This is a genomic window from Streptomyces sp. NPDC055400, from assembly GCF_053644375.1.
Genome location: NZ_JBSHLM010000004.1, coordinates 463,089 through 486,344, shown reverse-complemented (window position 1 = coordinate 486,344; position 23,256 = coordinate 463,089). Strand labels below are relative to the sequence as shown.

The following is a 23,256-nucleotide window of genomic DNA, read 5'->3' as shown; positions in this document are numbered from 1 at the left end:
AGCCTCATCAGCGCCTCTGAGAGGGCGCACGAAGTGCGCATCTCAGGGGCGCGGGGAACTGCGCGACCGGCCAGGACGTATGCCGCACCCGGCAACGAACCGTCACCCGGCAGAAGAGAACCCGTGTCCCGCGCCCCCGCGGAGCGTCACGCGTCTCGGCAGATCAGCAGGAGCGCCCTGTCGTCGTTGACGTCCTTGGCCACCGCTTCGATGAGGTGCCAGGCCGCGCCGTGGAACCCGCCCGAGACATAGCGGTCCGCCTCGCCGGTGAGGCGGTCGATGCCCTCGGCGATGTCCCGGTCGGACGTCTCGACCAGGCCGTCCGTGAAGAGCATCAGGACGTCGCCGGGGCGAAGGGAGCCCTTTATGGAGTCGAACTGGGCGCCGTCGTAGACACCGAGGAGCGGTCCTTCGGCGGCCTTCTCCTCCCAGCGGCCGCTGCCCGCGCTGAGCTGGAGGCCCGGCGGGTGCCCCGCGGAGAAGAGTTCGTAGTCGCCCGACTCCAGGTCGAGGACGAGGTGGATGGACGTGGCGAAGCCCTCGTCCCAGTCCTGACGCAGCAGATAGCCGTTGGCCGCAGGCAGGAAGTCGTGCGGCGGCAGGGAGCCGAGGAGCCCGCCGAAGGCTCCGGACAGGAGCAGGGCCCTGGACCCCGCGTCCATGCCCTTGCCCGATACGTCGGTGAGGACCGCCTCCAGGGTGCGGCCGCCGTTCGTACGGGCCGCGACCACGAAGTCGCCCGAGAAGGACTGGCCGCCGGCCGGACGCAGCGCCATCTCGCGGTGCCAGGCCTTGGGCAGCTGCGGCAGCTTGCTCTGTACGCGGATGCGTTCGCGCAGGTCGAACAGCATCGTGCCGCCGCGCCGCCAGGGCACGCCGACCCGGCTGCGGAACTGGGCGATGAGCAGCCCGAAGAAACCGCAGGCCGCCACGACCAGGACAGTGCCCGGGGTGACCCGGGCGGCGCCCTCCGAGTACGGGCCGAGCCTGACGGACTCCACGATGAGCGCCGCCGCGGCGGCCGCGTACAGGCCGAGGAGGCTGGCCGGGCGCAGCAGCAGTCCGCCCGCCACGATCGGCAGGACGAGCGCCGTCGGGGAACACCAGACCGAGTTGAGGAGGGTGCCGCAGGCGATGAACGGGACCGTGAGGAGCAGGCCCACCAGGGCGACCCAGTCGGAACCGTCGCCGCGGAAGTAGTCGACACCCGATCTGCGCAGGCCGATGCGGGCCCGGTGCAGTCTCATCTTCATCCGGGCCGGAAACGTCTCGGCTTGCGCGCGTCGTCGTGCCATTGCTCGTGGACCTTATCCATCGGCCCAGGGGCTTCGCACGGGAGGTCCCACTTGTCCCTCTTCCAGGCACCTTCCGGCACCTTCCGCGGGCGGGGAAAATCTCTCGCTTCGCCCGCGGTGTCCTGGTAGGGATGCCCTATGACGATGGACGTACGGGTGCTGCGCCAGAACGACTGGCACGAGTGGTACGCGAAGCTGGAGCTGGCCTTCGGAGGGGTCCCCGAAGCGCCCGAGGAACGCGCGCTGTGGGACGACCTCACCGAGTTCGACCGGTCCATCGGCGTCTGGGACGGCGACCGGTGCGTGGGGACGGCGGGGGCGTTCACGTTCGGGGTGACGGTGCCGGGCGGGGCCCGGGTCCCGGCGGCGGGCGTCACGATGGTGTCCGTCGCGGCGACGGACAGGCGGCGCGGGGTCCTGACGTCGATGATGCGGCGCCAGCTCGACGACGTACGGTCCTGGGGCGAGCCGCTCGCCGTGCTCACCGCGTCCGAGCCCGCGATCTACGGCCGGTTCGGGTACGGGATCGGGACGCGGCAGGCGAGCGTGGAGATCGACTCGACGCGGGTGCGGATCAACGCTCCGGAGGGGACGGACGACGTACGGCTGCGGTTCGCCGACGTCGCCGAGGCCGCCGCCGCGTGCGAGGCCGTGTACGTGCGGACGATCGGCACCCGGCCCGGCATGCTCGCCCGCAGTCCCGGCTGGGAGCGGCTGCCGCTGCTCGACGCGCCGTCGGAGCGCGAGGGCGCGTCGCCGATGCAGTGCGTGATGGCCGAGCGTGACGGCGAGACGGTCGGCTACGTCCGCTTCCACAACAAGCCCGAGTGGGACGCGGCCGGGCCCAAGGGCCGGATCACGCTGCGGAACATCGACGCGCTCGACCCGGCGGCGTACGCGGCGCTGTGGCGCTTCCTCCTGGACATCGACCTGACGTCGACCGTCCAGGCGCGCAACCGGCCGGTGGACGATCCGCTGTTCTCCCTGGTCAGCGACATCCGGCGGTGCCAGGTGCGGCTGCGGGACTCCCTGCACGTACGGCTCGTGGACCTCGGCGTCGCGCTGGAGGCCCGCACGTATCAGGCGCCGGTCGACGTCGTCCTGGACGTGACGGACGAGTTCTGTCCGTGGAACGCGGGGCGGTGGCGGCTGACCGGGGACGCCAAGGGCGCGTCCTGCAAGCGCACGGGGGACAGCGAGGACACAGCCGATCTCGCCCTGTCCGTACGGGAGTTGGCGGCGGCCTACCTCGGCGACACGTCGCTGGCGTCGCTGGCGGCGGCCGGGCGGGTGCGGGAGCTGCGTCCTGGCGCGGTCGACGAGGCGGCACTCGCGTTCGGGTCTGTCGTGGCGCCCTGGCTGCCGCACGGCTTCTGAGCGGGCAGCGTGTGGCGGGCGCCGGTCAGCGGGGCGGCTGGCACCCCGGGCACCAGAAGAGGTTGCGGGCCGCGAGTGACGCCGTGCGGATCTCCGTGCCGCACAGATGGCACGGCATCGTGGCCCGCCGGTAGACGTACACCTCGCCGCCGTGGTCGTCCACGCGCGGCGGGCGGCCCATCGCCTCGGGGGTGTGCTCAGGGCGGACGGTGTCGATGCGGTTGTGCCGGACGCCCTCGCGCATCAGCGCCACCAGGTCCGTCCAGATCGCCGTCCACTCGTCGGGCGTGAGGTCCTTGCCCGGGGTGTACGGGTCGATGCCGTGCCGGAAGAGGACCTCCGCGCGGTAGACATTGCCGACGCCGCCGATGATCTTCTGGTCCATGAGCAGTGCGGCGACGGTGGTGCGACTGCGGGAGATGCGGCGCCAGGCGCGGTCCGGGTCGTCGCCGTTCCTGAGCGGGTCGGGGCCGAGGCGGTCGTGTATCGCCTGCTTCTCGGCGTCCGTGATCAGGGCGCAGGTCGTGGGGCCGCGCAGGTCGGAGTAGTGCGTGTCGCTCAGCAGGCGCAGCCGGACGGTGTCCGTGGGGGGCGGGGCCGGGGTCTCTCCGAGGGTGTACTTGCCGAAGAGGCCCAGGTGGATGTGGATCCAGCCGGTTTCCGCGAAGCCCAGGAAGAGGTGCTTGGCGTGGGCGTCCGCTTCGTCGAGGACCAGGCCGTCCAGGAGTGCGGCGCTGTCGGAGAACTTGCCCTGCGGGCTGCGGACGCGTACCGGCCGGCCGGCGAAGCGCTCCAAGTGGTCCTGGGCCAGGCGGTGGATGGTGTGGCCCTCTGGCACGGGTCTTTTTCTCCTGGAGTTGGTGGGGGCGGGTGTGGGGGATTTTCTCCCCCGGCCCGCCCCTTCCCGAAAGTCCTGGGGCTCCGCCCCAGACCCCGCTCCTCGAACGCCGGAGAGGCTAGGGGTGCTCGAGGGGCTGAATCAGCCCTGCGGGTGGTGGGCCGGGATTGCGGGGAGTTCGCCGGTCTCCTCGTAGCGCGACAGCATGTCGATGCGGCGCGTGTGACGCTCCTCGCCCGAGTACGGGGTGGAGAGGAAGATCTCGACGAACTTCGTCGCCTCTTCCTGCGTGTGCATGCGGCCACCGATGGAGACCACGTTCGCGTCGTTGTGCTCGCGGCCGAGCGCGGCGGTCTGCTCGCTCCAGGCGAGGGCCGCACGGACGCCCTTCACCTTGTTCGCGGCGATCTGCTCGCCGTTGCCCGAGCCGCCGATCACGATGCCGAGGGCATCCGGGTCCGCCGCCGTGCGCTCCGCGGCGCGGAGGCAGAACGGAGGGTAGTCGTCCTGGGCGTCATAGATGTGGGGCCCGCAGTCGACGGGCTCGTGGCCGTGGGCCTTGAGCCATTCGACCAGGTGGTTCTTGAGTTCGTAGCCGGCATGATCCGAGCCGAGGTACACGCGCATGGGTCCGAGTGTGGCACGTCCCACCCGGACACGGCGCGGTCGGGTCGGTGTCGCCGTTCGTTTACGGGCAAACCTCTCGGAGGCGAAAATCACGATACGGAGTCAGGCCTTCCGTCCGGTACGTCCCTGGGTTTGAATGCGTGGGCTCGTGACCCGAGACTTAAGGATTCGTCCATGACCTCGCAACCCTCCCTTGCGAAGGCCGACCAGGCGCCCCACAATCCTGGAGATTCACAGCCTGACAACGGTCAGACCGGAAATAACGGTCCCGACCAGCTGAAGGCCGGCCTCAAGAACCGACACCTGTCGATGATCGCCATCGGCGGCGTGATCGGCGCCGGCCTCTTCGTCGGCTCCGGCTCGGGCATCGCCAAGGCCGGACCCGCCATCCTCATCTCGTACGCCCTCGTCGGCCTGATGGTCGTCATGGTGATGCGGATGCTCGGCGAGATGGCCGCCGCACGGCCGTCGTCCGGCTCCTTCTCCGCTTACGCCGACCGGGCGCTCGGCCGCTGGGCGGGCTTCTCCATCGGCTGGCTGTACTGGTTCTTCTGGGTCGTCGTCCTCGCGGTCGAGGCCACCGCCGGCGCGGTGATCCTCAACGGCTGGGTACCGGCCGTGCCGCAGTGGGGCTGGGCCCTGATCGTGATGGTCGTCCTCACCGCGACGAACCTGGCCTCGGTCGCCTCGTACGGCGAGTTCGAGTTCTGGTTCGCCGGCATCAAGGTCGTCGCGATCGGCGGGTTCGTGATCATCGGCCTGCTCGCCGTGTTCGGCGTGCTGCCGGGCTCGGACAACCCGGGTGCAGGGTTCGCGCACCTGACGGACGCGGGCGGGTTCATGCCCAACGGCGCCGGGTCGATCCTCACCGGCGTCCTCATGGTCGTCTTCTCCTTCATGGGCAGCGAGATCGTCACGCTGGCCGCCGGCGAGTCCGAGGACCCGCAGCGTGCCGTCACCAAGGCCACGAACAGCGTGATCTGGCGTATCGGCGTCTTCTACCTCGGCTCGATCTTCATCGTCCTGACGCTGCTGCCGTGGAACGACAAGTCGATCGCCAAGGACGGCTCGTACGTCGCGGCCCTGAACTCGATCGGCATCCCCCACGCCGGTCAGGTCATGAACGTCATCGTGCTGACGGCCGTGCTGTCCTGCCTGAACTCCGGGCTCTACACCGCTTCCCGCATGGCGTTCTCGCTCGGCCAGCGCGGTGACGCGCCCAAGGCGTTCGCGAAGACGAGCAGGAACGGTGTGCCGCAGGCCGCGATCCTCGGATCCGTCGTCTTCGGCTTCGTCGCCGTCTGGTTCAACTACCAGTGGCCGGACACCGTCTTCAACTTCCTGCTGAACTCCTCCGGCGCCGTCGCCCTCTTCGTCTGGCTCGTCATCTGCTTCACGCAGCTGAAGATGCGCGGCATCATCCTGCGCGAGCAGCCCGAGAAGCTCATCGTGAAGATGTGGCTCTTCCCGTATCTGACGTGGGCCACGATCGCGATGATCTCGTTCGTGCTCGTCTACATGCTCACCGACGACGCGGGCCGCGAGCAGGTCGTCCTGTCGCTGCTCGTGGCGGCCCTGGTGGTCGGTTTCGCGCTCGTGCGCGAGCAGGTGCAGAAGCGGAAGAAGGTCTCCGCCTGACCCTTCCGGGAGCTCCCGGAACCGGTTTCGCCCAGCGGCCCGACGTCATCCATGCGGCAGCCTCCGCCGATGACGTCGAGGCCGCTGTCGCGTACCCGGCCGGTGCAGGACTGCCGCTCGGCGTGCGGGCCACGCGGCACGGGCTGCCCGGCGGCTTCGAGGGCGGCGTGCCTCTCGCCACGCGGTGCACGGACGAGGTCGTGGTGGATGCGGCACGGTGCGCGTCTTCGCGGGGACCCGCTGGGACCGGGTCGTAGAGGCGGCCGCCCCGCACGGGCTCGCCCCGCAGCGGATGGGCCGGTCCCCGAACTTCGCGTTCGGCCGCGGCGACCGTACCGAAGGGCTGTACGACGTACAGACGCGGAAGAGGCCCGCCGATGTGAAGGCCGCGTACGGCCCGGCGAACCTCTTCCGGAGGAACTACACCCTCTGACTCGGGGCTACTTGTCGGCGAACTTCCAGGCGGTGGGCAGCACGCCCATCGCCAGGGCCGCCTTCACCGCGTCGCCGATGAGGAACGGCGTGAGGCCCGCGGCGACCGCCTGCGTGAGGGTCATGCCGGTCGCGGCGGCAAGGTACGGCACGCCGACCGCGTAGATGAGCGCGGAGCCGAGGACCATCGTGCCCGCGGTGCGCAGGACCGAGCGGTCGCCGCCGCGCCGGGCGAGCGCGCCCACGACGGTGGAGGCGAGCAGCATGCCGATGACGTAGCCGAAGGAGGCGCCGCCCGCACCGGAGGTGCCCTGGGCGAACCACGGCATGCCGGCCATGCCGACGAGTGCGTACACGGCGAGGGAGAGGAAGCCGCGGCGGGCGCCGAGCGCGGTGCCGACGAGGAGCGCGGCGAAGGTCTGCCCGGTGACCGGGACCGGGGAGCCCGGCACGGGCACGGCGATCTGGGCCGCGATGCCGGTGAGGGCGGCGCCGCCGAGCACGAGCGCGATGTCGCGGGTGCGCGAGGCGGGCAGCAGGTCGGCCAGGACCTTGCCGGGGCGGGTGGAGACGGCAGCCGTACTCATCGGGACTCCGCGGGGGTGAGGGCAGGTTGGGACACCGTGACGCTATCCCAGGCGCTGATCCCCGATCACGGTCACTGCTCGACAAAGGGGGACGGCGGGTGTTGGTGGGCTCTCCACAAAGGGCGTTACCCATGCGCGACTTGGGGTGATGCTCGTCACTGGGGCTGGCGCCGAATCGGCCTGTTTTGCGCCCGAGGCCGGCCGCCGGGGAGACTGTAGGTTCCTGCCAAACCCGCGCGAGCCCCGAAAGCAGTCTGAACCCCCCATGCACGACCAGCTCCCGTCCGAACCCGAACCGCTCGGAGGCGGACTCAAGCAGCGGCATCTGACGATGCTGGGCCTCGGCGGCGTCATCGGGGCGGGGCTCTTCGTCGGCTCGGGCGCCGGGATCGCGGTCGCGGGGCCCGGCATCGTCGTCTCGTATCTGATCGCGGGCACACTCGCGATGTGCGTGATGCGGATGCTGGGCGAGATGTCGGCGGCGATGCCCGCCTCGGGGTCGTTCTCCGTGCACGCGGAGCGGGCGCTCGGCCGCTGGGCCGGGTTCAGCGTCGGCTGGCTCTACTGGTTCCTGCTCGTCGTCGTCCTCGCCGTGGAGGCGACGGGCGCGGCGCAGATCGCCAACGGCTGGGCGCCGGGCGTGCCTCAGTGGGCCTGGGTGCTGGTGTTCATGCTGGTCTTCACCGGGGCGAACCTGGCGGCCGTGAAGAACTTCGGCGAGTTCGAGTTCTGGTTCGCCGCCCTGAAGGTGTTCGCGATCGTGGCGTTCCTGATCCTCGGCACGCTCGCGGTCTTCGGGCTCCTGCCGGACACTGACCCGGTCGGCTTCACCAACCTCACCGGACAGGGCGGCTTCCTGCCGCACGGCTGGCGGGGCGTCATCTCCGGTGTGCTCGCCGTCGTGTTCGCTTTCGGCGGCCTGGAGGTCGTCACGATCGCTGCCGCCGAGTCCGACGACCCTGTGCGCGCGGTCTCGCGGGCGGTGCGCAGCGCGGTGTTCCGCATCCTGTTCTTCTACGTCGGCTCGATGCTCGTCATCGTGACGGTGCTGCCGTGGACGGCGCAGAAGGCGGGCATCAGCCCGTACGTCACCGTGCTCGACGCGATCGGGGTGCCGTCCGCGGGCCAGATCATGAACATCGTGGTGTTCGTGGCGCTGCTCTCGGCGCTCAACGCGAACCTCTACGGCTCCTCGCGCATGGTCTTCTCGCTGGCCGAGCGCGGAGAGGCGCCCCGCGCGCTGCTGAAGGTGAGCGGCGGGGGCGTGCCGCGCCGGGCCGTGCTCGCGTCGGTCGCGTTCGGCTTCGTGTCGGTGCTGCTCAATCTGGAGTGGCCCGAATCGGTCTTCCTCTACATGCTCAACTCGGTCGGCGCGGTCCTGCTGTTCGTATGGGCGCTGATCGCCGCGTCGCAGCTGCGGCTGCGGCGGCTCGTCGAACGGGAGGCGCCCGAGCGGCTCGTGCTGCGGATGTGGGGCTTCCCCTGGCTGACGTGGGTGACGCTCGCCGCGATGGCGGCCGTCATCGGGCTGATGCTGACCGACGACACGGCGCGTCCGCAGCTGCTGTGGTCGACCGGCGCGACCGCGCTCGTCGTGGCCGTCGCGGGAGTGCGGGAACTGCGCGCGCGGCGTGCCTGAGCCTTCACGATGTGTGAGCGTGGTGTCCGTATACCGGTCAGCTGTTCCCTGTACGCGGTGCCGCTGCTCAGACTGTGGGCCTTTCCCCGTCTCGGCTAATGAACAGGGCACATCCATGTCTCGGACGTCCGCGCCGTCGCCCGTCGACGCGCAGCCGATCGATCAGTCGCCGGCCGAGCCGTCGCTGTCACGCGGTCTCAAGCAGCGTCACCTCTCGATGATCGCGCTCGGCGGTGTGATCGGCGCCGGCCTCTTCGTGGGCTCCGGAACCGCGATCGCGGCCGCCGGCCCGTCGATCATCCTCGCCTACGCGATCTCGGGCGCGCTCGTCATGCTCGTGATGCGCATGCTCGGCGAGATGGCCGCCGCGTATCCCGCCTCCGGCTCGTTCTCCGTGCACGCGGAGCGGGGCATCGGCCCGTGGGCCGGATTCACCGCGGGCTGGTCGTTCTGGTTCCTGCTGTGCGTGGCGGTGGGCCTGGAGGGCATCGGCGCGGCGGGCATCGTGCACGGGTGGCTGCCCGGCGTGCCCGAGTGGGCGCTGGTCGCGCTGTTCATGCTGCTGTTCACCGGCACGAACCTGGCGGCCGTGAAGAACTTCGGCGAGTTCGAGTTCTGGTTCGCGACGCTCAAGGTCGGCGCGATCGTGCTCTTCCTCGTCATCGGCGTACTGGCGATCCTCGGCGTCCTGCCCGACGTCTCCGCGCCCGGCATGGACAACCTCACCGGCCACGGCGGCTTCATGCCCAACGGCACGGAGGGGCTGATCGTCGGCCTGCTCGCCTCGGTCTTCGCGTACGGCGGTCTGGAGACCGTCACCATCGCCGCGGCCGAGTCCGAGCACCCGGTGCAGGGTGTCGCGAAGGCGGTCCGCACGGCGATGTGGCGCATCGCGCTCTTCTACGTCGGCTCGATGGCCGTCGTCGTGGTCCTGCTGCCGTGGACGGCGAAGGAGATCCCGACCAAGGGCCCGTACGTCGCCACGCTCGACCACCTGGGCATCCCCGGCGCCGGCCAGATCATGAACGTGGTCGTGCTCATCGCGCTCCTGTCCGCCATGAACGCCAACATCTACGGCGCCTCCCGCATGGCGACCTCGCTGGTCGCCCGCGGCATGGGACCGAAGGCGATCGGCAAGGTCACCGGCGGCGTGCCGCGCGTCGCGGTGGTGCTCTCCGCCGTCTTCGGCTTCGTCTGCGTCCTGCTCAGCTACTGGCGCCCGGACGACGTCTTCGCCTGGCTGCTCAACACCATCGGCGCGATCATCCTCGTCGTCTGGTTCTTCATCGCCTTCTCGCAGCTGATCCTGCGCCGCAAGCTGGAGCGCGAGGCCCCGGAGAAGCTCGTCGTGAAGATGTGGGCGTACCCCTACCTCACGGTCCTGGCGCTCGTCGCGATGGTCGTCATCTTCGTCCTGATGGCCCGCGAGCACGACACGCGCGTGCAGCTGTACTACACGGGCGGCCTGACGGTCGTGCTCGCGATCGTCGGCTACGTCCGCCAGCGCGTCGCACAGTCGCGGGCGGCGACGGCCGCGTAACGCCCTCCCCGCTCACCGAGGACCCCCGGGCCAGTGCAACTGGCCCGGGGGTCCTTCGCGTTGCGCCAGGAACTACTGCTGCTAACCTGCACTTGCACATTACTTGCAATAAGCTCTGCACCACGCAGCCGGAGGACTCGGACATGGCCATCTACAAGCTCCCTGAACTTCCGTACGACTACGCGGCGCTCGAACCGGTCATCAACCCGCAGATCATCGAACTCCACCACGACAAGCACCACGCGGCGTACGTGAAGGGGGCGAACGACACCCTGGAGCAGCTCGAGGAGGCCCGCGACAAGGAGTCGTGGGGCGCCATCAACGGCCTGGAGAAGAACCTCGCGTTCCATCTCTCGGGCCACATCCTGCACAGCATCTACTGGCACAACATGTCCGGTGACGGCGGCGGCGAGCCGCTGGCCGCGGACGGCGTGGGCGACCTCGCGGACGCCATCACCGCCTCCTTCGGCTCCTTCGCCGGGTTCAGGGCCCAGCTGACCAAGGCCGCCGCGACGACACAGGGCTCCGGCTGGGGCGTCCTCGCGTACGAGCCGGTGAGCGGGCGCCTCGTCGTCGAGCAGATCTACGACCACCAGGGCAACGTCGGCCAGGGCTCGGTCCCGATCCTGGTCTTCGACGCGTGGGAGCACGCGTTCTATCTCCAGTACAAGAACCAGAAGGTCGACTTCATCGAGGCCATGTGGCGCGTCGTCAACTGGCAGGACGTCGCCAAGCGGTACGCGGCCGCGAAGGACCGGGCGTTCAACCTGCTGGTCGCCCCCTGAGCCCCTGAAGCGTCCCGCCTCGTGATCGTCTTCTCAGCCTTCGCGACGGCGGGCGGATAAAGGAAAGACCCCCGCGAGGACGTGACTCGCGGGGGTCTTTCGGTAGCGGGGGTCCGGTGGATCGTGGCGGCATGACGAAACCGCAGCCCATGTCGTGCCACTGGTGCAGGTCCCGCGAGACGCACCGCCCGCTGACGGAGAAGGAGAAGGTCTGGCTCCGCGGGCGGATCGGCGAGCAATACGTCGAGAACTACTTCATGTGCACCAAGGGCGACTGCCGCAAGCTCCGCACGGATCGCCAGGAACGCCGGTTCCGGACGCCCGTGGAAGTGCCCACGGACCTCGACTGAACCTCAGTCGAAGACCGGCCCCTGCGTCCGCGTGCGCTTGATCTCGTAGAAGCCGGGGACCGAGGCGACCAGGAGCGTGCCGTCCCAGAGCTTCGCGGCCTCCTCGCCCTTGGGGGCAGGGGTGACGACCGGGCCGAAGAACGCGATCTGCTCGCCGTCCGCGCCGGGTACGGCGATGACGGGCGTGCCGACGTCCTGGCCGACCTTGTCGATGCCCTCCTTGTGGGAGGCGCGCAGCTCGGGCTCGTACTTCGTGCCGTCCCAGTGGTCGAGGAGGGAGGCGGGCAGGCCGACCTCGTCGAGGGCGGCGGCGACGGCTTCCTTCGTGGGGCCCTCGCCGCCGTTGTGGATGCGCGTGCCGAGCGCGGTGTAGAGGTCGCCGAGCACCTCGGGGCCGTGCTCCTCCTGGGCGGCGATGACGACGCGGACCGGTCCCCAGGCCTTCGTCTCCAGGAGCTCGCGGTACTCCTCGGGCAGGTCGTCGAGCTTGTCCTCGTTCAGGACGGCGAGGCTCATCAGGTGCCAGCTGACCTTGATGTCGCGGACCTTCTCCACTTCGAGGACCCACCGTGAGGTCATCCAGGCCCAGGGGCACAGGGGGTCGAACCAGAAGTCGACGGGGGTCTTCTCGGACATGGTTCTCCTCGTGTATTCCGTGTCGTTGACTCACAGCAGGAACGTCCCGCGCGCGCCTGCCATTCCCGGCTGCCGGCCGTCAGGGGCACATGGCAGGATCGGTCCTGTTCGCACCACAAGTGCAGCCAGTCGAGTCACAAGGGAGTGCCGCCCGTGCCCGGAGAGAATCTTTCCCGCGACGAGGCCCGCGAGCGGGCGGGCCTGCTGTCCGTCGACGGGTACGAGGTCCAGCTCGATCTGCGGTCCGCGATCGGCGAGACCGAGGGCGAGGGTCCCCGGACGTTCCGCTCGGTGACCACGATCCGGTTCCGGGCCGCCGAGCCCGGCGCCGCGACCTTCGTGGACCTGATCGCGCCGTCCGTGAACGCGGTGACGCTGAACGGCGAGGACCTCGACACGGCGGCCGTCTTCGACGGGACGAGGATCGCGCTCGACGGCCTGGCCGCGGAGAACGAGCTGGTGGTCGACGCCCAGTGCGCCTACAGCCGCACCGGCGAGGGCATGCACCGCTTCGTCGACCCCGAGGACGGCGAGGTCTACCTCTACACGCAGTACGAGCCCGCCGACTCGCGGCGCGTCTACGCGGGCTTCGAGCAGCCCGACCTCAAGGCGCCCTACCGCTTCAGCGTGCAGGCTCCCGAGGGCTGGACGGTCTGGTCGAACGGAAAAGAGGAGGGGCGCGAAGCTCTTCGTAAGGGTGGCGGTGGGCGACGGGTGGGCGAACTCGTCGACAGCGTATGGAAGTTCGCCGAGACGAAGCCGATCTCGACGTACATCACGGCGATCGTCGCGGGCCCGTACCACTATGTGACGGACCTCTACGAGCGGGTCTTCGAGGACGGTACGAAGCTGGAGATCCCGCTCGGCGCGATGTGCCGCAAGGGGCTCGCGAAGCACTTCGACGCGGACGACGTGTTCCTGGTGACGAAGCAGGGGCTCGACTTCTTCCACGACCACTTCGACTACCCGTACCCCTTCGGGAAGTACGACCAGGCGTTCGTGCCGGAATACAACCTCGGCGCGATGGAGAACCCGGGCTGTGTCACGTTCCGCGAGGAGTTCATCTTCCGCGGCAAGGTGACACAGGCGTCGTACGAGCGGCGCGCGAACGTCATCCTGCACGAGATGGCGCACATGTGGTTCGGCGACCTCGTCACCATGCAGTGGTGGGACGACCTGTGGCTCAAGGAGTCCTTCGCGGACTTCATGGGGACGTTCTCGATGGTCGAGGCGACGCGGTTCACCAACGGCTGGATCACCTTCGCCAACAACCGCAAGGCATGGGCGTACCGCGCGGACCAGCTGCCCTCCACGCACCCGGTCACGGCCGACATCCGCGACCTGGAGGACGCCAAGCTCAACTTCGACGGGATCACGTACGCGAAGGGCGCGAGCGTCCTGAAGCAGCTCGTCGCCTACGTGGGACGCGAGGCGTTCCTCGAAGGCGCGCGGCGCTACTTCAAGCGGAACGCGTACGGGAACACGCAGCTCGGCGATCTGCTGTCCGTCCTGGAGGAGACCAGCGGGCGGGACATGGCCACGTGGTCGCGGGCGTGGCTGCAGACGGCGGGCGTCAACTCCCTCACGCCGCAGGTGACGCTGAGCGCCGAGGGCCGGATCACCGAGCTGGCCGTGATCCAGGAGGCCGCCGAGTCGCACCCCCAACTGCGTCCGCACCGCGTGGCGGTGGGCCTGTACCGCCGCTCCGCCGAGGGAGAGCTGACGCGGTACGCACGCGCGGAGGTGGACGTCGAAGGACCGCGCACGGTGGTGTCCGAGCTGGCCGGCGAGGAGGCTCCCGAGCTGGTCCTGGTCAACGACGACGACCTCACTTACTGCAAGATCCGCTTCGACGAGAACTCGCTGGCCGCCCTGCGCGAGCACCTCGGTGACATCACGGACCCCCTCGCGCGCGCCCTGTGCTGGTCGGCGCTGTGGAGCCTGACGCGGGACGGGCTCATGCCCGCGCGTGACTTCATCGGCCTCGTGCTGCGGTTCGCCGGGCGCGAGAGCGACATCGGCGTCCTCCAGATGCTGCACACCTGGGCGAACTCGGCGGTCACGCACTACGCGGCGCCCGAGTGGCGCGCCGAGGGCAGCCGGCAGCTCGCCGAGGGCGCCCTGCGGGAGCTGCGGTTCGCCGAGCCGGCCAGCCAGAACCAGCTGACGTGGGCGCGGTTCTTCGCCTCCGTCGCGTCCGCCGAGGCCGACCTCCAGCTGCTGCGCGGCCTGCTCGACGGCACCGCGAAGATCGACGGGCTCGAAGTCGACCAGGAGCTGCGCTGGCAGTTCGTGCAGGCCCTCGCCTCCACGGGCGCGGCCGACGAGTCGGTGATCGACGCGGAGCTGGCACGCGACGACACCGCCTCCGGCAAGCGGCACCAGGTGCGCTGCCTCGCGGCGCGCCCGTCCGCGGCGGTGAAGGCGCAGGCCTGGGCGCAGGTCGTCGAGTCGGACGCGCTGTCGAACGCGCTCGTCGAGGCGACGATCGCGGGCTTCCAGCAGCCGGCGCAGCGCGAGCTGACCGCGCCGTACGCGGAGCGGTACTTCGCGGCGATCGAGCGCGTGTGGGAGGAGCGGTCCATCCAGATCGGCATGGACGTGGTGAAGGGCCTCTTCCCCTCGCTCCAGGACTCGCAGGGCACCCTCGACGCGACCGACGCGTGGCTCGCGGCGCACGAGGACGCGGCGCCCGCGCTGCGCCGTCTCGTCCTGGAGGCCCGCGACGACCTGGCCCGCGCCCTGCGCGCACAGGCGTGCGACGCGACGGCCGGGATGTAGCCGCGGCGGGCACAACAGGGCGACTACGGCCGGGAGTTACCGAACGCGGGCACTTCCGGCCGTAACCCGGCGCCCGGCCTGCCCTTCTCGGCAGTCGAACGCCCGTACTTTAGGGCAGGCTTGTCCCTTTTTGTCGACGAGCGTGTAACAGGAGTTAGGAGCCCGGGCGGCGCCGGGAATGGCCGGGTCATGAACCACAACACCCCGCTGTCCCCCCGCCCCCTCCAGCACCTCGACGACTGCCCGCAGCGCGTGCTGAGCGCCGCCCAGCTCAAGGCGCACGGGGTCAACTCCGCGGCCCTGAACGAGCAGTGCAGGCCGGACGGCCCCTGGCAGCAGATCCTGCCCGGCGTGTATCTGCTCCACCCCGGCCCGCCCACCGCCGACGAGCGGCTGCACGCCGTCCTCCTGTACGCGGGCCGTCCCCAGACCCGTACCGCTGTGGCCGTGCCCACGCAGACCACCCCCGACGAGCCGCACCCCCCGCAGGCCGCGCCCCAGACCCCGTACGCCAACGCGATGATCACGGGGCTTGCCGCGCTCGCCCTGCACCGCTTCGTGTCCGCTCCCCCGCTGCTCTCCCTCGACCGGATCGATGTCATGGTGCCGCGCACGCGGCGGCTGCGCTCGACCGGCTTCGCCCGCCTCGTGCGCAGCCACGGGATGCCGACGCCCCAGCGGATCTCGGGGGTGCCGGTGGCGCCGGTACCGCGCGCCCTCGCGGACGCCGTCGCCCAGCTCTCCCAGGCCGGGGAGGTGCGCCGCCTGCTCACCGAGGCCGTCCGCGGCGGGCACTGCGAACCCGCCGCCGTGGTGCGGGAGCTGAACCAGGCCGGGCTCCTCACCCGCCCGCACGTCATCGACGCCGTGGACTCGCTGCTCGCCGAGGGGCGCGCCATCGCCGAGGACCGGCTGTACGAGATGGTGCGCGAGTACGGCCTGCCCGACCCGCTGTGGAACGTGGACCTGCGCCTGCCCGGCGGGCCGCACCTCGGCGGTGTCGACGCGTACTGGCCGGACCAGGCCGTCGCCGTGGAGCTGGACACTTCCCCAAGCTCTCGGCTCCGCTCGAGCAGGGGAGGCCCCAACGCGCCCCGGCACGGGCTGCGCCCGGAGCTCCAGGAGGAGAGCGACGACCTGGAGTGGTCCGAGTACGCCCGCAGGCGCGAGCACCTGGAGCGCCTCGGGATCACCGTCGTCCACATCACGCCGCGCAAGCTGCGCGAGTCCCTCGAACAGCAGGCGACGGTCGTACGGACCGCGCTGATGGCGTCCGCGGACCGGGAACCGGCGGCGTACGTGATGGTGCTGCCGCGCTGAGCGCCGCCGGTCCGCGGGCGCCCCGGCTACTTCCGGCAGTACTCGGCCCGGATCACGGCCTGGCTGTCGCCCGTCCAGTCGCCGTTGAAGTTGAAGGCGAGGCTGTGGCGGCCGTCGGAGGTGGTCACGGCGTCGGAGCTGGAGCCGTGGATGCCGCCGCTGTGCCCCCAGACGACCGTGCCGCAGCTCAGTTTCTGCCGCATCAGGGCGAGGCCGTAGCCGACCTCGGGCTCGCCCTTCTCCGTGGGCACGGGGACGGTCTTTTTCATCTCGGCGAGCTGCGCGGCGGGCAGCAGCCGGCCGCCGAGGAGCGCCGAGTAGAAGCGGTTCAGGTCCGCCGAGTCGGAGATCATGTCGCCGGCCGACGAGGCGAGGGACGGGTTGAGCTCCGTGACGTCGTACGTCTTCCGGTCCGGGTCGTCGGGGAACTTGGAGTAGGCGCGGCTCGCCGGGCGCGGCACGGTGACGGTGGTGCCGGGCAGGCTGGTGGCGCGCAGGTGGAGGGGCTCGATGACGCGGTGGCGGATCTCGTCCGCGTAGGAGTGGCCGGTGACCTCCTTCACGACCATGCCGGCCAGTACGTAGTTGGTGTTGGAGTAGTTCCAGGACGTGCCGGGCGCGAAGTCGGGCTTGTGGGCCATGGCGACCTGCACGAGCTTGCCGGGTGACCAGGTGTCGTAGCGGTGCTTCAGGAAGCCGTCGCGGGAGAAGACGGTCTGCTGAAAGCCCTTGTCCGCCGTGACGTTGTAGATCCCGCTCGTGTGGTTGAGCAACTGGCGGACGGTGATCTTCCTGCCGTCGTGGCCGTGGCCGGTGACGACGCCGGGCAGCCACCGGTCGACGGTGTCGTCCAGGCTCAGCCTGCCCTCGGCCTCCAGCTGGAGCAGGACCGTCGCGACGAACGTCTTGGTGATGCTGCCGACGCGATAGCGGTCCCGGTCGCCGCGCGGGGTGCCCGTCCGCAGGTCGCCGAGGCCCGAAGTGCCCTTCCAGGTGCCGTACTTGTCCGTCGCCTGCCCCGTCACCCCGGGCACGCCCGCCGCGACGGCGGCGTCCATGGCCTGCCGCGTCGCCCCGTGTCCGTCCTTGGCCGACGCATCGGCGAGAGCGGGGGTCGCGAGCGCCCCCGCCGTCACCGACACCACTACGGCCACACCCACCAGGCCGGTACGCACTGACATCCCGTGTCTCCTTCGCCGATGTTCTGCAGCTGTGTGCGCTGCGGTCGACCTGGGGGACTCAGGTGTCACGGGCAGGGGTTGAGGACCATGATCGGGTTGGGCGGGATCAGGCCGTTCTCAGGCCTTGCGTCTCAGGCCTTGCGTCTCAGGCCTTGCGCAGGACGAGTTCCGTGTTGCGGTCGCCGGGGGTGCCGGAGAGGGTGGCGCGGGATCCGGGGGCGTTGAAGGAGAGTTCGCGGTAGAGGGCCGCGAGACCGGTCTGGCTGAGGTCCGTGAAGTCGGTGCGGTGCGGGGCCGCGGACTCGATGAGCGTGGTGAACAGGGAGACCGTGCCGTCGTGGTTGTCGGTGATCTCGATGATGCGGGCCAGCTGCGGGAAGTCGACGTGGGACGCGGTCGAGATCTCCCAGAAGGAGCGGCTTTCGGGGCCCTCGTGCGGGGTGATGGCGTTCTTGTGGCTGTGGCCGTTGACCCAGGCCAGGACGCTCCGGTGGCGGCCGAGGAGCGCGAGGAGCTCGTCGCCGCCGTGCCGGGCCTCGCCGGGGTGGTGCGGGTCCTGGCGGAGGTTGCGCATGGTCTTGCTGGTGTGGTGGCTGAAGACGAGGACGTGGGAGTCCCCGTTCTTCTCGTTGTTCTTGAGCGTGCGCTCCAGCCAGTTGAGCTGGGCCGTGCCGATGGAACCTTCGTAGTGGCCGCCGGGGTCCGTCGTGTCGAGGCTGATGCCGAGGACGTCGTCCGAGACGCGGAAGGCGTAGTACTGGGTGCCCGCGTCGACGTTGGCCTGCGTGTAGCCGTGGCCGTGCGGGCCCGGGCCCAGGTGCGCCGGGTCGAGGTGGGCCTTGAGGTACTCGGCCGGGGTGAAGGGGGCGCGGGACTCGTCCGGAGTGACCGAACGCATGTGGCGGGCCTGGGACTTGAGGAGGTCCTTGAAGGCCTGGCCCTTGGGGTCGCCGCCCTTCTTGACGTTGTCCCAGATCGCCTTGCCCGCGGAGTCCGGCAGCTCCATGAGCTTGCGCCCGCCCACCGCGAACTCGGCGAAGAAGGAGTCGCCGGGCGCGTAGCAGCCGCCGGGCAGCGCGTCGTGGTTGCCGACGGTCGAGTACCAGGGCAGGTTGAGACCCGGGCTGCGCAGCTCGGCGATCGCGGCGTCCAGGAAGCCGTGGATGCGGGGGAAGCCGAGCTGCTTGTCCGCGTCGCGCAGGGCGGCGTCCGGGTGCCAGTACAGCTTGAGGCCGCTGTCCTGCACGCCTTCGTAGCGGCGCGGGTCGCCGGTGTTCGGGGTGATGCGGCCGCCGCTCATCGCCTTGAGGAACCAGTCCAGCTCCGACTTGGCGTTGTTGTCGGTGTTGTCGCCGGTCGTCATGACGAAGTGCAGGGGCGACGCGGTGACGGGCGCCCCGCGCAGCGCGTTGACCCGCTCCACGAGGGAGACCGCCCCGGCGACCGACAGGGACTCCTGGGGGCGCCAGGCGCTCGCGGTCTGCGAGCGCAGGTACTCGTAGCGCAGGGGGTGCTGTACGTCGACCAGGTGGAGGTCGGTGAACTGGACGAACGCGGCGAGCGCGGTGCGGCGGCCCTCACGCCCGGACTTGGCGGACGCGAGGTCGCCGCGGACGACGCGCTGCCAGGCGGGGCCGTCGCCGAGGCGCCGGTAGCCCGCGCCGGCCGGGGCCGCGGCGACGGATCCGAGAGTGGTGCCGCGCGTGTAGGGCGCGAGCGGGGCGGCCGGGGCCCGGCGGGAGACGGCGGCCGGGACGGGTCCCGGCATGGGCGGCGCGGCGGGGCCGGCGGCCGCGCTGCCCGTGCCGGGGCCGAGTGCGTAGCCGATCCCGGCCGTCAGGGAGACGGCTCCGGACGCGGCGAGGAAGGTGCGGCGGTCGAGTGCCGTGGCGATGGAGGCGGCCTTGGCGGCGGTGGCTGAAGCAGCGGTGTCGGCGACAGAGCGTATGCGCGGCATGGCGCGGTCTCCCCGATTGCTAACGCGTCGGCAGTGGTCGCGGGGCGCTCGCCGTGGCAGAACTACCCGCTCGTACTGGATCGTTGGCATCGGGGATGACCTGCGCGTTAACGCGGCGGCAACGGGCAACGCCGATCACGCCACGTGGATCACCGGCCACCCTGCGCGGTCATGAACGCCTCTTGTGCCGTAGAGGAGCCGGTCACTCCGTGTTCACTTTTCGGGGAAGACGTGGCCTGCGGCGGGCCGCTCGCGCCACAGTTGGAGGCCCACGTCGACGAGTTCGACGCGGGCGAGACGGGGCACGTCGTCGAGGGCGTGCCAGGCGGCCATGTCGGTGGAGCCGTTCACTTCGTGGCGCAGTTCGCCGCCGGTGATCCGGCCCTCGTAGACGAGGCGCAGGCCGTGGAAGTCGGCGACGGCGCCGAGCTTGCGCGGGTAGCGGCGCAGGACGGAGTGGACGCCGAGGAGGGTGCCGGGTTCGACCGCGTAGCCGGTCTCCTCGTCGAGTTCGCGGATCACGGTGTCGTACGGGTCCTCGCCGTGGTCCATGCCTCCTCCGGGCAGCGTCCAGCGTCTGGTGCCGTCGCCGGCCACCCAGCGGGCGAGCAGCACCTGCCCGTCCCGTACGCAGACTGCGTAGGCCGCGACCCTCAGTTCCCTGTGCACACGGTGACGTTATGCGGTCCACGGCGGGTCGGGGTGGTGAACGTGCGGGTCGATGACGCGGCGGACGGGACTCCTCGCGGGGCGCGTGTGCCCTGCCCCGCCGTACGCGTTTCCCCGTATGCGCCGCTTTGTCCGCGATGACGTATGGCGGAAGTACGCCATGACCGGATCACGTCACGGGCAACTCTCCCCAAACAGGCGCCACTTACGTAAAGCTGAGCGGTCATCCGGCACCGAATTCCGGACCCTTTCCGACCTTTACGTACAGGGATGCTGATGACCCTCGATCCCCAGCGCGCACCGATAACCGGAGCGAGACGGGCGGCCCGGCTCGCGGCCGCGGCCGGCCTCGTCGCAGCGCTCACCGCGGCCGGGCCGATACCCCTGGCCCACTCCGCGGACGCGGACACCACCCCGTCGGCCGACGCACCCGTCAAGTCGGCCGGTGACAAGCTCGGTTCGTCCGACGCCCAGCTCCTCGACCAGGCCGAGGCGGCCGGCGAGAAGAACGTGACCATGATGGTCGCCACCGCCCCCGGCGCGACCGAGCAGGTCGCGCACCAGCTCGACGCGGTCAAGGGCGGCTCCGTCGGCCGGACCTACGACAAGCTCGGCTACGTCCGCGCCACCGTGCCGACCGCCAAGGCGGACGCCGCGATCAAGGCGGCCGAGAAGCTCTCCTCCGTGCAAGGCATCGACCTGCGCCAGGAGATCGAGCTCGACGACCCGACCCCGGCCGGCGACACCGCCAAGGGCGCGCAGGGCGCGGCCGAGGGCACGTACGCCGCCCCCGGCAAGAACACCCCGGCGAAGAACCCGTACAACCCGTCCTTCGAGACGGGCGCCGTCGACTTCGTGAAGGACAACCCGAAGGCCGACGGCCGCGGCGTCACGATCGGCATCCTCGACTCCGGCGTGGACCTCGGTCACCCGGCGCTCCAGAAGACCACCACCGGCGAGCGCAAGATCGTCGACTGGGTCACCTCGACCGACCCGATCGTCGACGGCGACGCCACCTGGCGCGCGATGGTCACGAACGTGTCCGGCCCGACGTTCACCTACGGCGGGCGCACCTTCAAGGCCGCCGCCGGCTCGTACCAGGTCTCGACGTTCAAGGAGTCCGCCACCACCGGCGGCGACGCCAAGGGCGACCTGAACCGCGACGGCGACACCACCGACTCCTGGGCGGTCCTCTACGACGCCAAGGCCGGCACGGTCACCGTCGACCTGAACGACAACGGTGACTTCACCGACGACACCCCGATGAAGCCGTACAAGGACGGCTACCAGATCGGGTACTTCGGCAAGGACAACCCGGCGACCGACGTCGTCGAGCGGATCCCGTTCGTCGTGGAGATCCGCAAGGACGTCCCGATGGACCCGTACGGCGGCGACTGGGTCGGCAAGAAGGCCGACTTCGTCAACATCGGCGTCATCGAGTCCGAGCACGGCACGCACGTCGCGGGCATCACCTCCGCCAACGGCCTGTTCGGCGGGAAGATGAGCGGTGCAGCGCCCGGCGCGAAGATCGTCTCCTCGCGCGCCTGCACCTGGTCCGGCGGCTGCACCAACGTCGCGCTCACCGAGGGCATGATCGACCTCGTCACCAAGCGCGGTGTCGACATCGTCAACATGTCGATCGGCGGCCTGCCCGCCCTCAACGACGGCAACAACGCGCGCGCCTTGCTCTACAAGCGCCTCATCGACGACAACGGCGTCCAGCTCGTGATCTCCGCGGGCAACTCCGGCCCCGGCGCGAACACCATCGGCGACCCCGGCCTCGCCGACAAGGTCATCTCCGTCGGCGCGTCCATCTCCAAGGAGACCTGGGCGTCCAACTACGGCTCAGGCGTGACGAAGTCGTACGCCATGATGCCGTTCTCGTCGCGCGGCCCGCGTGAGGACGGCGGCTTCACGCCGACCATCACCGCGCCCGGTGCCGCGATCAACACGACGCAGACCTGGCTGCCGGGCTCCCCGGTCGCCGAGGCGGGCTACAGCCTGCCGGCCGGCTACTCGATGCTCCAGGGCACCTCGATGGCGTCCCCGCAGGCCGCGGGCGCCTCGGCCCTGCTGCTCTCCGCCGCGAAGCAGAAGCACATCGCGCTCACCCCGGCGAAGCTGCGCACGGCGCTCACCTCGACCGCGAAGCACATCAGCGGCGAGCAGGCGTACGCCGAGGGCTCCGGCCTCATCGACATCGTCGACGCGTGGGACTCCATCAAGGACGGCGCGAGCGCCCACACGTACACGGTGAAGGCCCCGGTCGACACCGCGATCGACTACGCGCTCAAGGACCCGGGCTTCGGCACCGGCATCTACGACCGCGAGGGCGGCCTCAAGGCCGGCCAGAAGAAGACCTACGACGTCACCGTCACGCGCACGTCGGGCCCGGACCGCGCGGTCCGCCACGAGCTGTCCCTCAAGAACAACTCGGGCTCCACGTTCCGCATCCTCGGCGACGACGACGTGTACCTGCCGCTGAACAAGCCGGTCACCGTCAAGGTCCAGGCGGCGCCGCAGAGCGCCGGACTGCGCAGCGCCGTCCTCCAGGTGGACGACCCGCGCACCGAGGGTGTCGACCAGCAGATCATGGCGACCGTCGTCGTCGCGACGCCGCTCGCGAAGCCGTCGTACACGTTCTCGGGCTCCGGCTCCGTGCAGCGCAACAGCACGAAGTCGTACTTCCTGACGGTCCCCGAGGGCGCCAAGTCCCTGGAGGTCGCGATGAGCGGCCTGGCCGACAAGAGCCAGACCCGCTTCATCTCGATCCACCCGTACGGCGTCCCCGTCGACGACACGTCGACGCCGAGCTGCTACCCGAACTACAACCCGGCCAACACCTGCCGCCCCGACCTGCGCTCGTACGCGGACCCGCAGGCCGGTGTCTGGGAGATCGAGGTCGAGGCGCGCCGTACGTCGCCGCAGCTCGACAACCCGTACAAGCTGGACGTGGCCGTGCTCGGCGCGGCCTTCGACCCGGCCGTGCAGACCGTCCCCGAGGCCAAGGTCGGTACCCCGGCCGCCGTCTCCTGGAAGGTGACGAACACGTTCGCCGCGCTCGACGGCAAGCTGAAGGGCGGTCCGCTCGGCTCGTCGAAGACGGCGCGTCCGTCCGTCAAGGAGGGTGAGACGCAGACCTCCACGGTCGTCGTCCCCGCGGGCGCCGAGCGCCTCGACGTCGCCATCGGCGGCGTCTCCGACACGGCCGCCGACCTGGACCTGACGGTCTACGACCAGGACGGCAAGGTGGCCGGGCAGTCCGCCGACGGCGACTCCGAGGAGGCCGTCAGCATCAGCAAGCCGGCCGCCGGTACGTACACGGTCGAGGTCGTGGGCTACTCGGTCCCGTCCGGTTCGACGGAGTACGACTACCGCGACGTGTTCTTCTCCCCGACGCTCGGCCAGGTCAAGGTCGACGAGGCGAAGTCCGTGAAGCTCGGCAACGGTGACTCGACCCAGGTCACCGCCGAGGTCGTCGCCGCGGCCGCCGCGCCGGAGGGCCGCGAGTTCTTCGGCGAGGTGCAGCTCCTGAACGGGCGCGGCACGGTCGCCGGGCTCGGCAGCGTGAAGATCGAGAAGGTCACGCCGTAACGGTGACCGG

At 70.5% G+C, this 23,256-nt stretch carries 18 protein-coding genes; 10 read left to right on the top strand and 8 right to left on the bottom strand.

The window, feature by feature from the left end; genetic code table 11:
* Positions 1-146 precede the first annotated feature (146 nt).
* Positions 147-1,295: a PP2C family protein-serine/threonine phosphatase gene (locus ACWIGU_RS13480; RefSeq protein ID WP_454400364.1), complete on the bottom strand. Its 1,149-nt coding sequence runs from the start codon at positions 1,293-1,295 to the stop codon at positions 147-149.
* Between the two features lie 138 nt (positions 1,296-1,433).
* Here ACWIGU_RS13480 and ACWIGU_RS13475 point away from each other — a divergent pair, with 138 nt between their 5' ends.
* The gene (locus ACWIGU_RS13475; RefSeq protein ID WP_454400362.1) at positions 1,434-2,672 is read left to right on the top strand and encodes a GNAT family N-acetyltransferase; all 1,239 of its coding nucleotides are present in this window, start codon (positions 1,434-1,436) and stop codon (positions 2,670-2,672) included.
* 25 nt (positions 2,673-2,697) lie between these two features.
* Here ACWIGU_RS13475 and ACWIGU_RS13470 read toward each other — a convergent pair whose 3' ends face one another.
* Both ACWIGU_RS13470 and ACWIGU_RS13465 read right to left on the bottom strand, forming a co-directional pair.
* Positions 2,698-3,510, bottom strand: coding sequence for an Fpg/Nei family DNA glycosylase (locus ACWIGU_RS13470; protein ID WP_454400360.1), 813 nt, complete (start codon positions 3,508-3,510; stop codon positions 2,698-2,700).
* Between the two features lie 141 nt (positions 3,511-3,651).
* A complete protein-coding gene (locus ACWIGU_RS13465; RefSeq protein WP_454400358.1) occupies positions 3,652-4,137 on the bottom strand; it encodes a ribose-5-phosphate isomerase in 486 nt (161 codons plus the stop codon).
* 174 nt (positions 4,138-4,311) lie between these two features.
* Between ACWIGU_RS13465 and ACWIGU_RS13460 the strand changes: the two genes are divergently transcribed.
* The gene (locus tag ACWIGU_RS13460; RefSeq protein WP_454400356.1) at positions 4,312-5,775 is read left to right on the top strand and encodes an amino acid permease; all 1,464 of its coding nucleotides are present in this window, start codon (positions 4,312-4,314) and stop codon (positions 5,773-5,775) included.
* Between the two features lie 217 nt (positions 5,776-5,992).
* Complete coding sequence (locus ACWIGU_RS13455; protein ID WP_454400354.1) at positions 5,993-6,208, top strand: hypothetical protein; 216 nt, start codon at positions 5,993-5,995, stop codon at positions 6,206-6,208.
* Positions 6,209-6,215: 7 nt separating this feature from the next.
* On the opposite strand, the gene ACWIGU_RS13450 is transcribed toward ACWIGU_RS13455, so the two are convergent.
* The gene (locus ACWIGU_RS13450; RefSeq protein WP_454400352.1) at positions 6,216-6,794 is read right to left on the bottom strand and encodes a biotin transporter BioY; all 579 of its coding nucleotides are present in this window, start codon (positions 6,792-6,794) and stop codon (positions 6,216-6,218) included.
* A gap of 265 nt (positions 6,795-7,059) precedes the next feature.
* On the opposite strand from ACWIGU_RS13450, the gene ACWIGU_RS13445 reads away from it, so the two are divergent.
* The 4 genes from ACWIGU_RS13445 (at position 7,060) to ACWIGU_RS13430 (ending at position 11,108) form a co-directional block, all read left to right on the top strand.
* Positions 7,060-8,433 (top strand): amino acid permease, encoded by a 1,374-nt coding sequence (locus tag ACWIGU_RS13445; protein ID WP_454400350.1) that lies wholly within the window; start codon positions 7,060-7,062, stop codon positions 8,431-8,433.
* Between the two features lie 115 nt (positions 8,434-8,548).
* Positions 8,549-9,973 carry an amino acid permease gene (locus ACWIGU_RS13440; protein ID WP_454400349.1) on the top strand — a complete coding sequence of 475 codons (1,425 nt, stop codon included), beginning with the start codon at positions 8,549-8,551 and terminating at the stop codon, positions 9,971-9,973.
* 143 nt (positions 9,974-10,116) lie between these two features.
* On the top strand, positions 10,117-10,758 hold the full coding sequence (locus ACWIGU_RS13435) for a superoxide dismutase (RefSeq protein ID WP_454400347.1): 642 nt from the start codon (positions 10,117-10,119) through the stop codon (positions 10,756-10,758).
* Positions 10,759-10,889: 131 nt separating this feature from the next.
* A complete protein-coding gene (locus ACWIGU_RS13430; RefSeq protein WP_454400345.1) occupies positions 10,890-11,108 on the top strand; it encodes a hypothetical protein in 219 nt (72 codons plus the stop codon).
* 3 nt (positions 11,109-11,111) lie between these two features.
* On the opposite strand, the gene ACWIGU_RS13425 is transcribed toward ACWIGU_RS13430, so the two are convergent.
* Positions 11,112-11,744: a mycothiol-dependent nitroreductase Rv2466c family protein gene (locus ACWIGU_RS13425; protein WP_454400344.1), complete on the bottom strand. Its 633-nt coding sequence runs from the start codon at positions 11,742-11,744 to the stop codon at positions 11,112-11,114.
* Positions 11,745-11,897: 153 nt separating this feature from the next.
* Between ACWIGU_RS13425 and pepN the strand changes: the two genes are divergently transcribed.
* Together pepN and ACWIGU_RS13415 are read left to right on the top strand one after the other, a co-directional pair.
* Positions 11,898-14,525, top strand: a complete 2,628-nt coding sequence (gene pepN, locus ACWIGU_RS13420) for an aminopeptidase N (RefSeq protein ID WP_454400342.1) — start codon at positions 11,898-11,900, stop codon at positions 14,523-14,525.
* 189 nt (positions 14,526-14,714) lie between these two features.
* A complete protein-coding gene (locus ACWIGU_RS13415; RefSeq protein ID WP_454400340.1) occupies positions 14,715-15,845 on the top strand; it encodes a hypothetical protein in 1,131 nt (376 codons plus the stop codon).
* Between the two features lie 26 nt (positions 15,846-15,871).
* Here the strand turns inward: ACWIGU_RS13415 and ACWIGU_RS13410 are convergent, their stop codons facing one another.
* From ACWIGU_RS13410 to ACWIGU_RS13400, 3 genes are all read right to left on the bottom strand, one after another.
* The gene (locus tag ACWIGU_RS13410; RefSeq protein ID WP_454400338.1) at positions 15,872-17,026 is read right to left on the bottom strand and encodes a serine hydrolase domain-containing protein; all 1,155 of its coding nucleotides are present in this window, start codon (positions 17,024-17,026) and stop codon (positions 15,872-15,874) included.
* Between the two features lie 145 nt (positions 17,027-17,171).
* Positions 17,172-18,983: a TIGR03767 family metallophosphoesterase gene (locus ACWIGU_RS13405; protein WP_454400336.1), complete on the bottom strand. Its 1,812-nt coding sequence runs from the start codon at positions 18,981-18,983 to the stop codon at positions 17,172-17,174.
* Between the two features lie 213 nt (positions 18,984-19,196).
* Entirely contained in the window at positions 19,197-19,652 is a 456-nt protein-coding gene (locus ACWIGU_RS13400; protein WP_454400334.1) for an NUDIX hydrolase, read from the bottom strand.
* 276 nt (positions 19,653-19,928) lie between these two features.
* Between ACWIGU_RS13400 and ACWIGU_RS13395 the strand changes: the two genes are divergently transcribed.
* Positions 19,929-23,246 (top strand): S8 family serine peptidase, encoded by a 3,318-nt coding sequence (locus tag ACWIGU_RS13395; RefSeq protein WP_454400332.1) that lies wholly within the window; start codon positions 19,929-19,931, stop codon positions 23,244-23,246.
* Positions 23,247-23,256: the final 10 nt, after the last annotated feature.

Excerpts from the sequence above, each read along its gene's own strand:
- ACWIGU_RS13435 (WP_454400347.1), top strand. The coding sequence starts at position 10,117 with ATGGCCATCTACAAGCTCCCTGAACTTCCGTACGACTACGCGGCGCTC.
- ACWIGU_RS13410 (WP_454400338.1), bottom strand. The coding sequence starts at position 17,026 with ATGTCAGTGCGTACCGGCCTGGTGGGTGTGGCCGTAGTGGTGTCGGTG.
- ACWIGU_RS13465 (WP_454400358.1), bottom strand. The coding sequence starts at position 4,137 with ATGCGCGTGTACCTCGGCTCGGATCATGCCGGCTACGAACTCAAGAAC.
- ACWIGU_RS13405 (WP_454400336.1), bottom strand. The coding sequence starts at position 18,983 with ATGCCGCGCATACGCTCTGTCGCCGACACCGCTGCTTCAGCCACCGCC.
- ACWIGU_RS13440 (WP_454400349.1), top strand. The coding sequence starts at position 8,549 with ATGTCTCGGACGTCCGCGCCGTCGCCCGTCGACGCGCAGCCGATCGAT.
- ACWIGU_RS13430 (WP_454400345.1), top strand. The coding sequence starts at position 10,890 with ATGACGAAACCGCAGCCCATGTCGTGCCACTGGTGCAGGTCCCGCGAG.
- ACWIGU_RS13450 (WP_454400352.1), bottom strand. The coding sequence starts at position 6,794 with ATGAGTACGGCTGCCGTCTCCACCCGCCCCGGCAAGGTCCTGGCCGAC.
- ACWIGU_RS13415 (WP_454400340.1), top strand. The coding sequence starts at position 14,715 with ATGAACCACAACACCCCGCTGTCCCCCCGCCCCCTCCAGCACCTCGAC.
- ACWIGU_RS13475 (WP_454400362.1), top strand. The coding sequence starts at position 1,434 with ATGACGATGGACGTACGGGTGCTGCGCCAGAACGACTGGCACGAGTGG.
- ACWIGU_RS13480 (WP_454400364.1), bottom strand. The coding sequence starts at position 1,295 with ATGGCACGACGACGCGCGCAAGCCGAGACGTTTCCGGCCCGGATGAAG.
- ACWIGU_RS13395 (WP_454400332.1), top strand. The coding sequence starts at position 19,929 with ATGACCCTCGATCCCCAGCGCGCACCGATAACCGGAGCGAGACGGGCG.
- ACWIGU_RS13425 (WP_454400344.1), bottom strand. The coding sequence starts at position 11,744 with ATGTCCGAGAAGACCCCCGTCGACTTCTGGTTCGACCCCCTGTGCCCC.
- ACWIGU_RS13445 (WP_454400350.1), top strand. The coding sequence starts at position 7,060 with ATGCACGACCAGCTCCCGTCCGAACCCGAACCGCTCGGAGGCGGACTC.
- ACWIGU_RS13460 (WP_454400356.1), top strand. The coding sequence starts at position 4,312 with ATGACCTCGCAACCCTCCCTTGCGAAGGCCGACCAGGCGCCCCACAAT.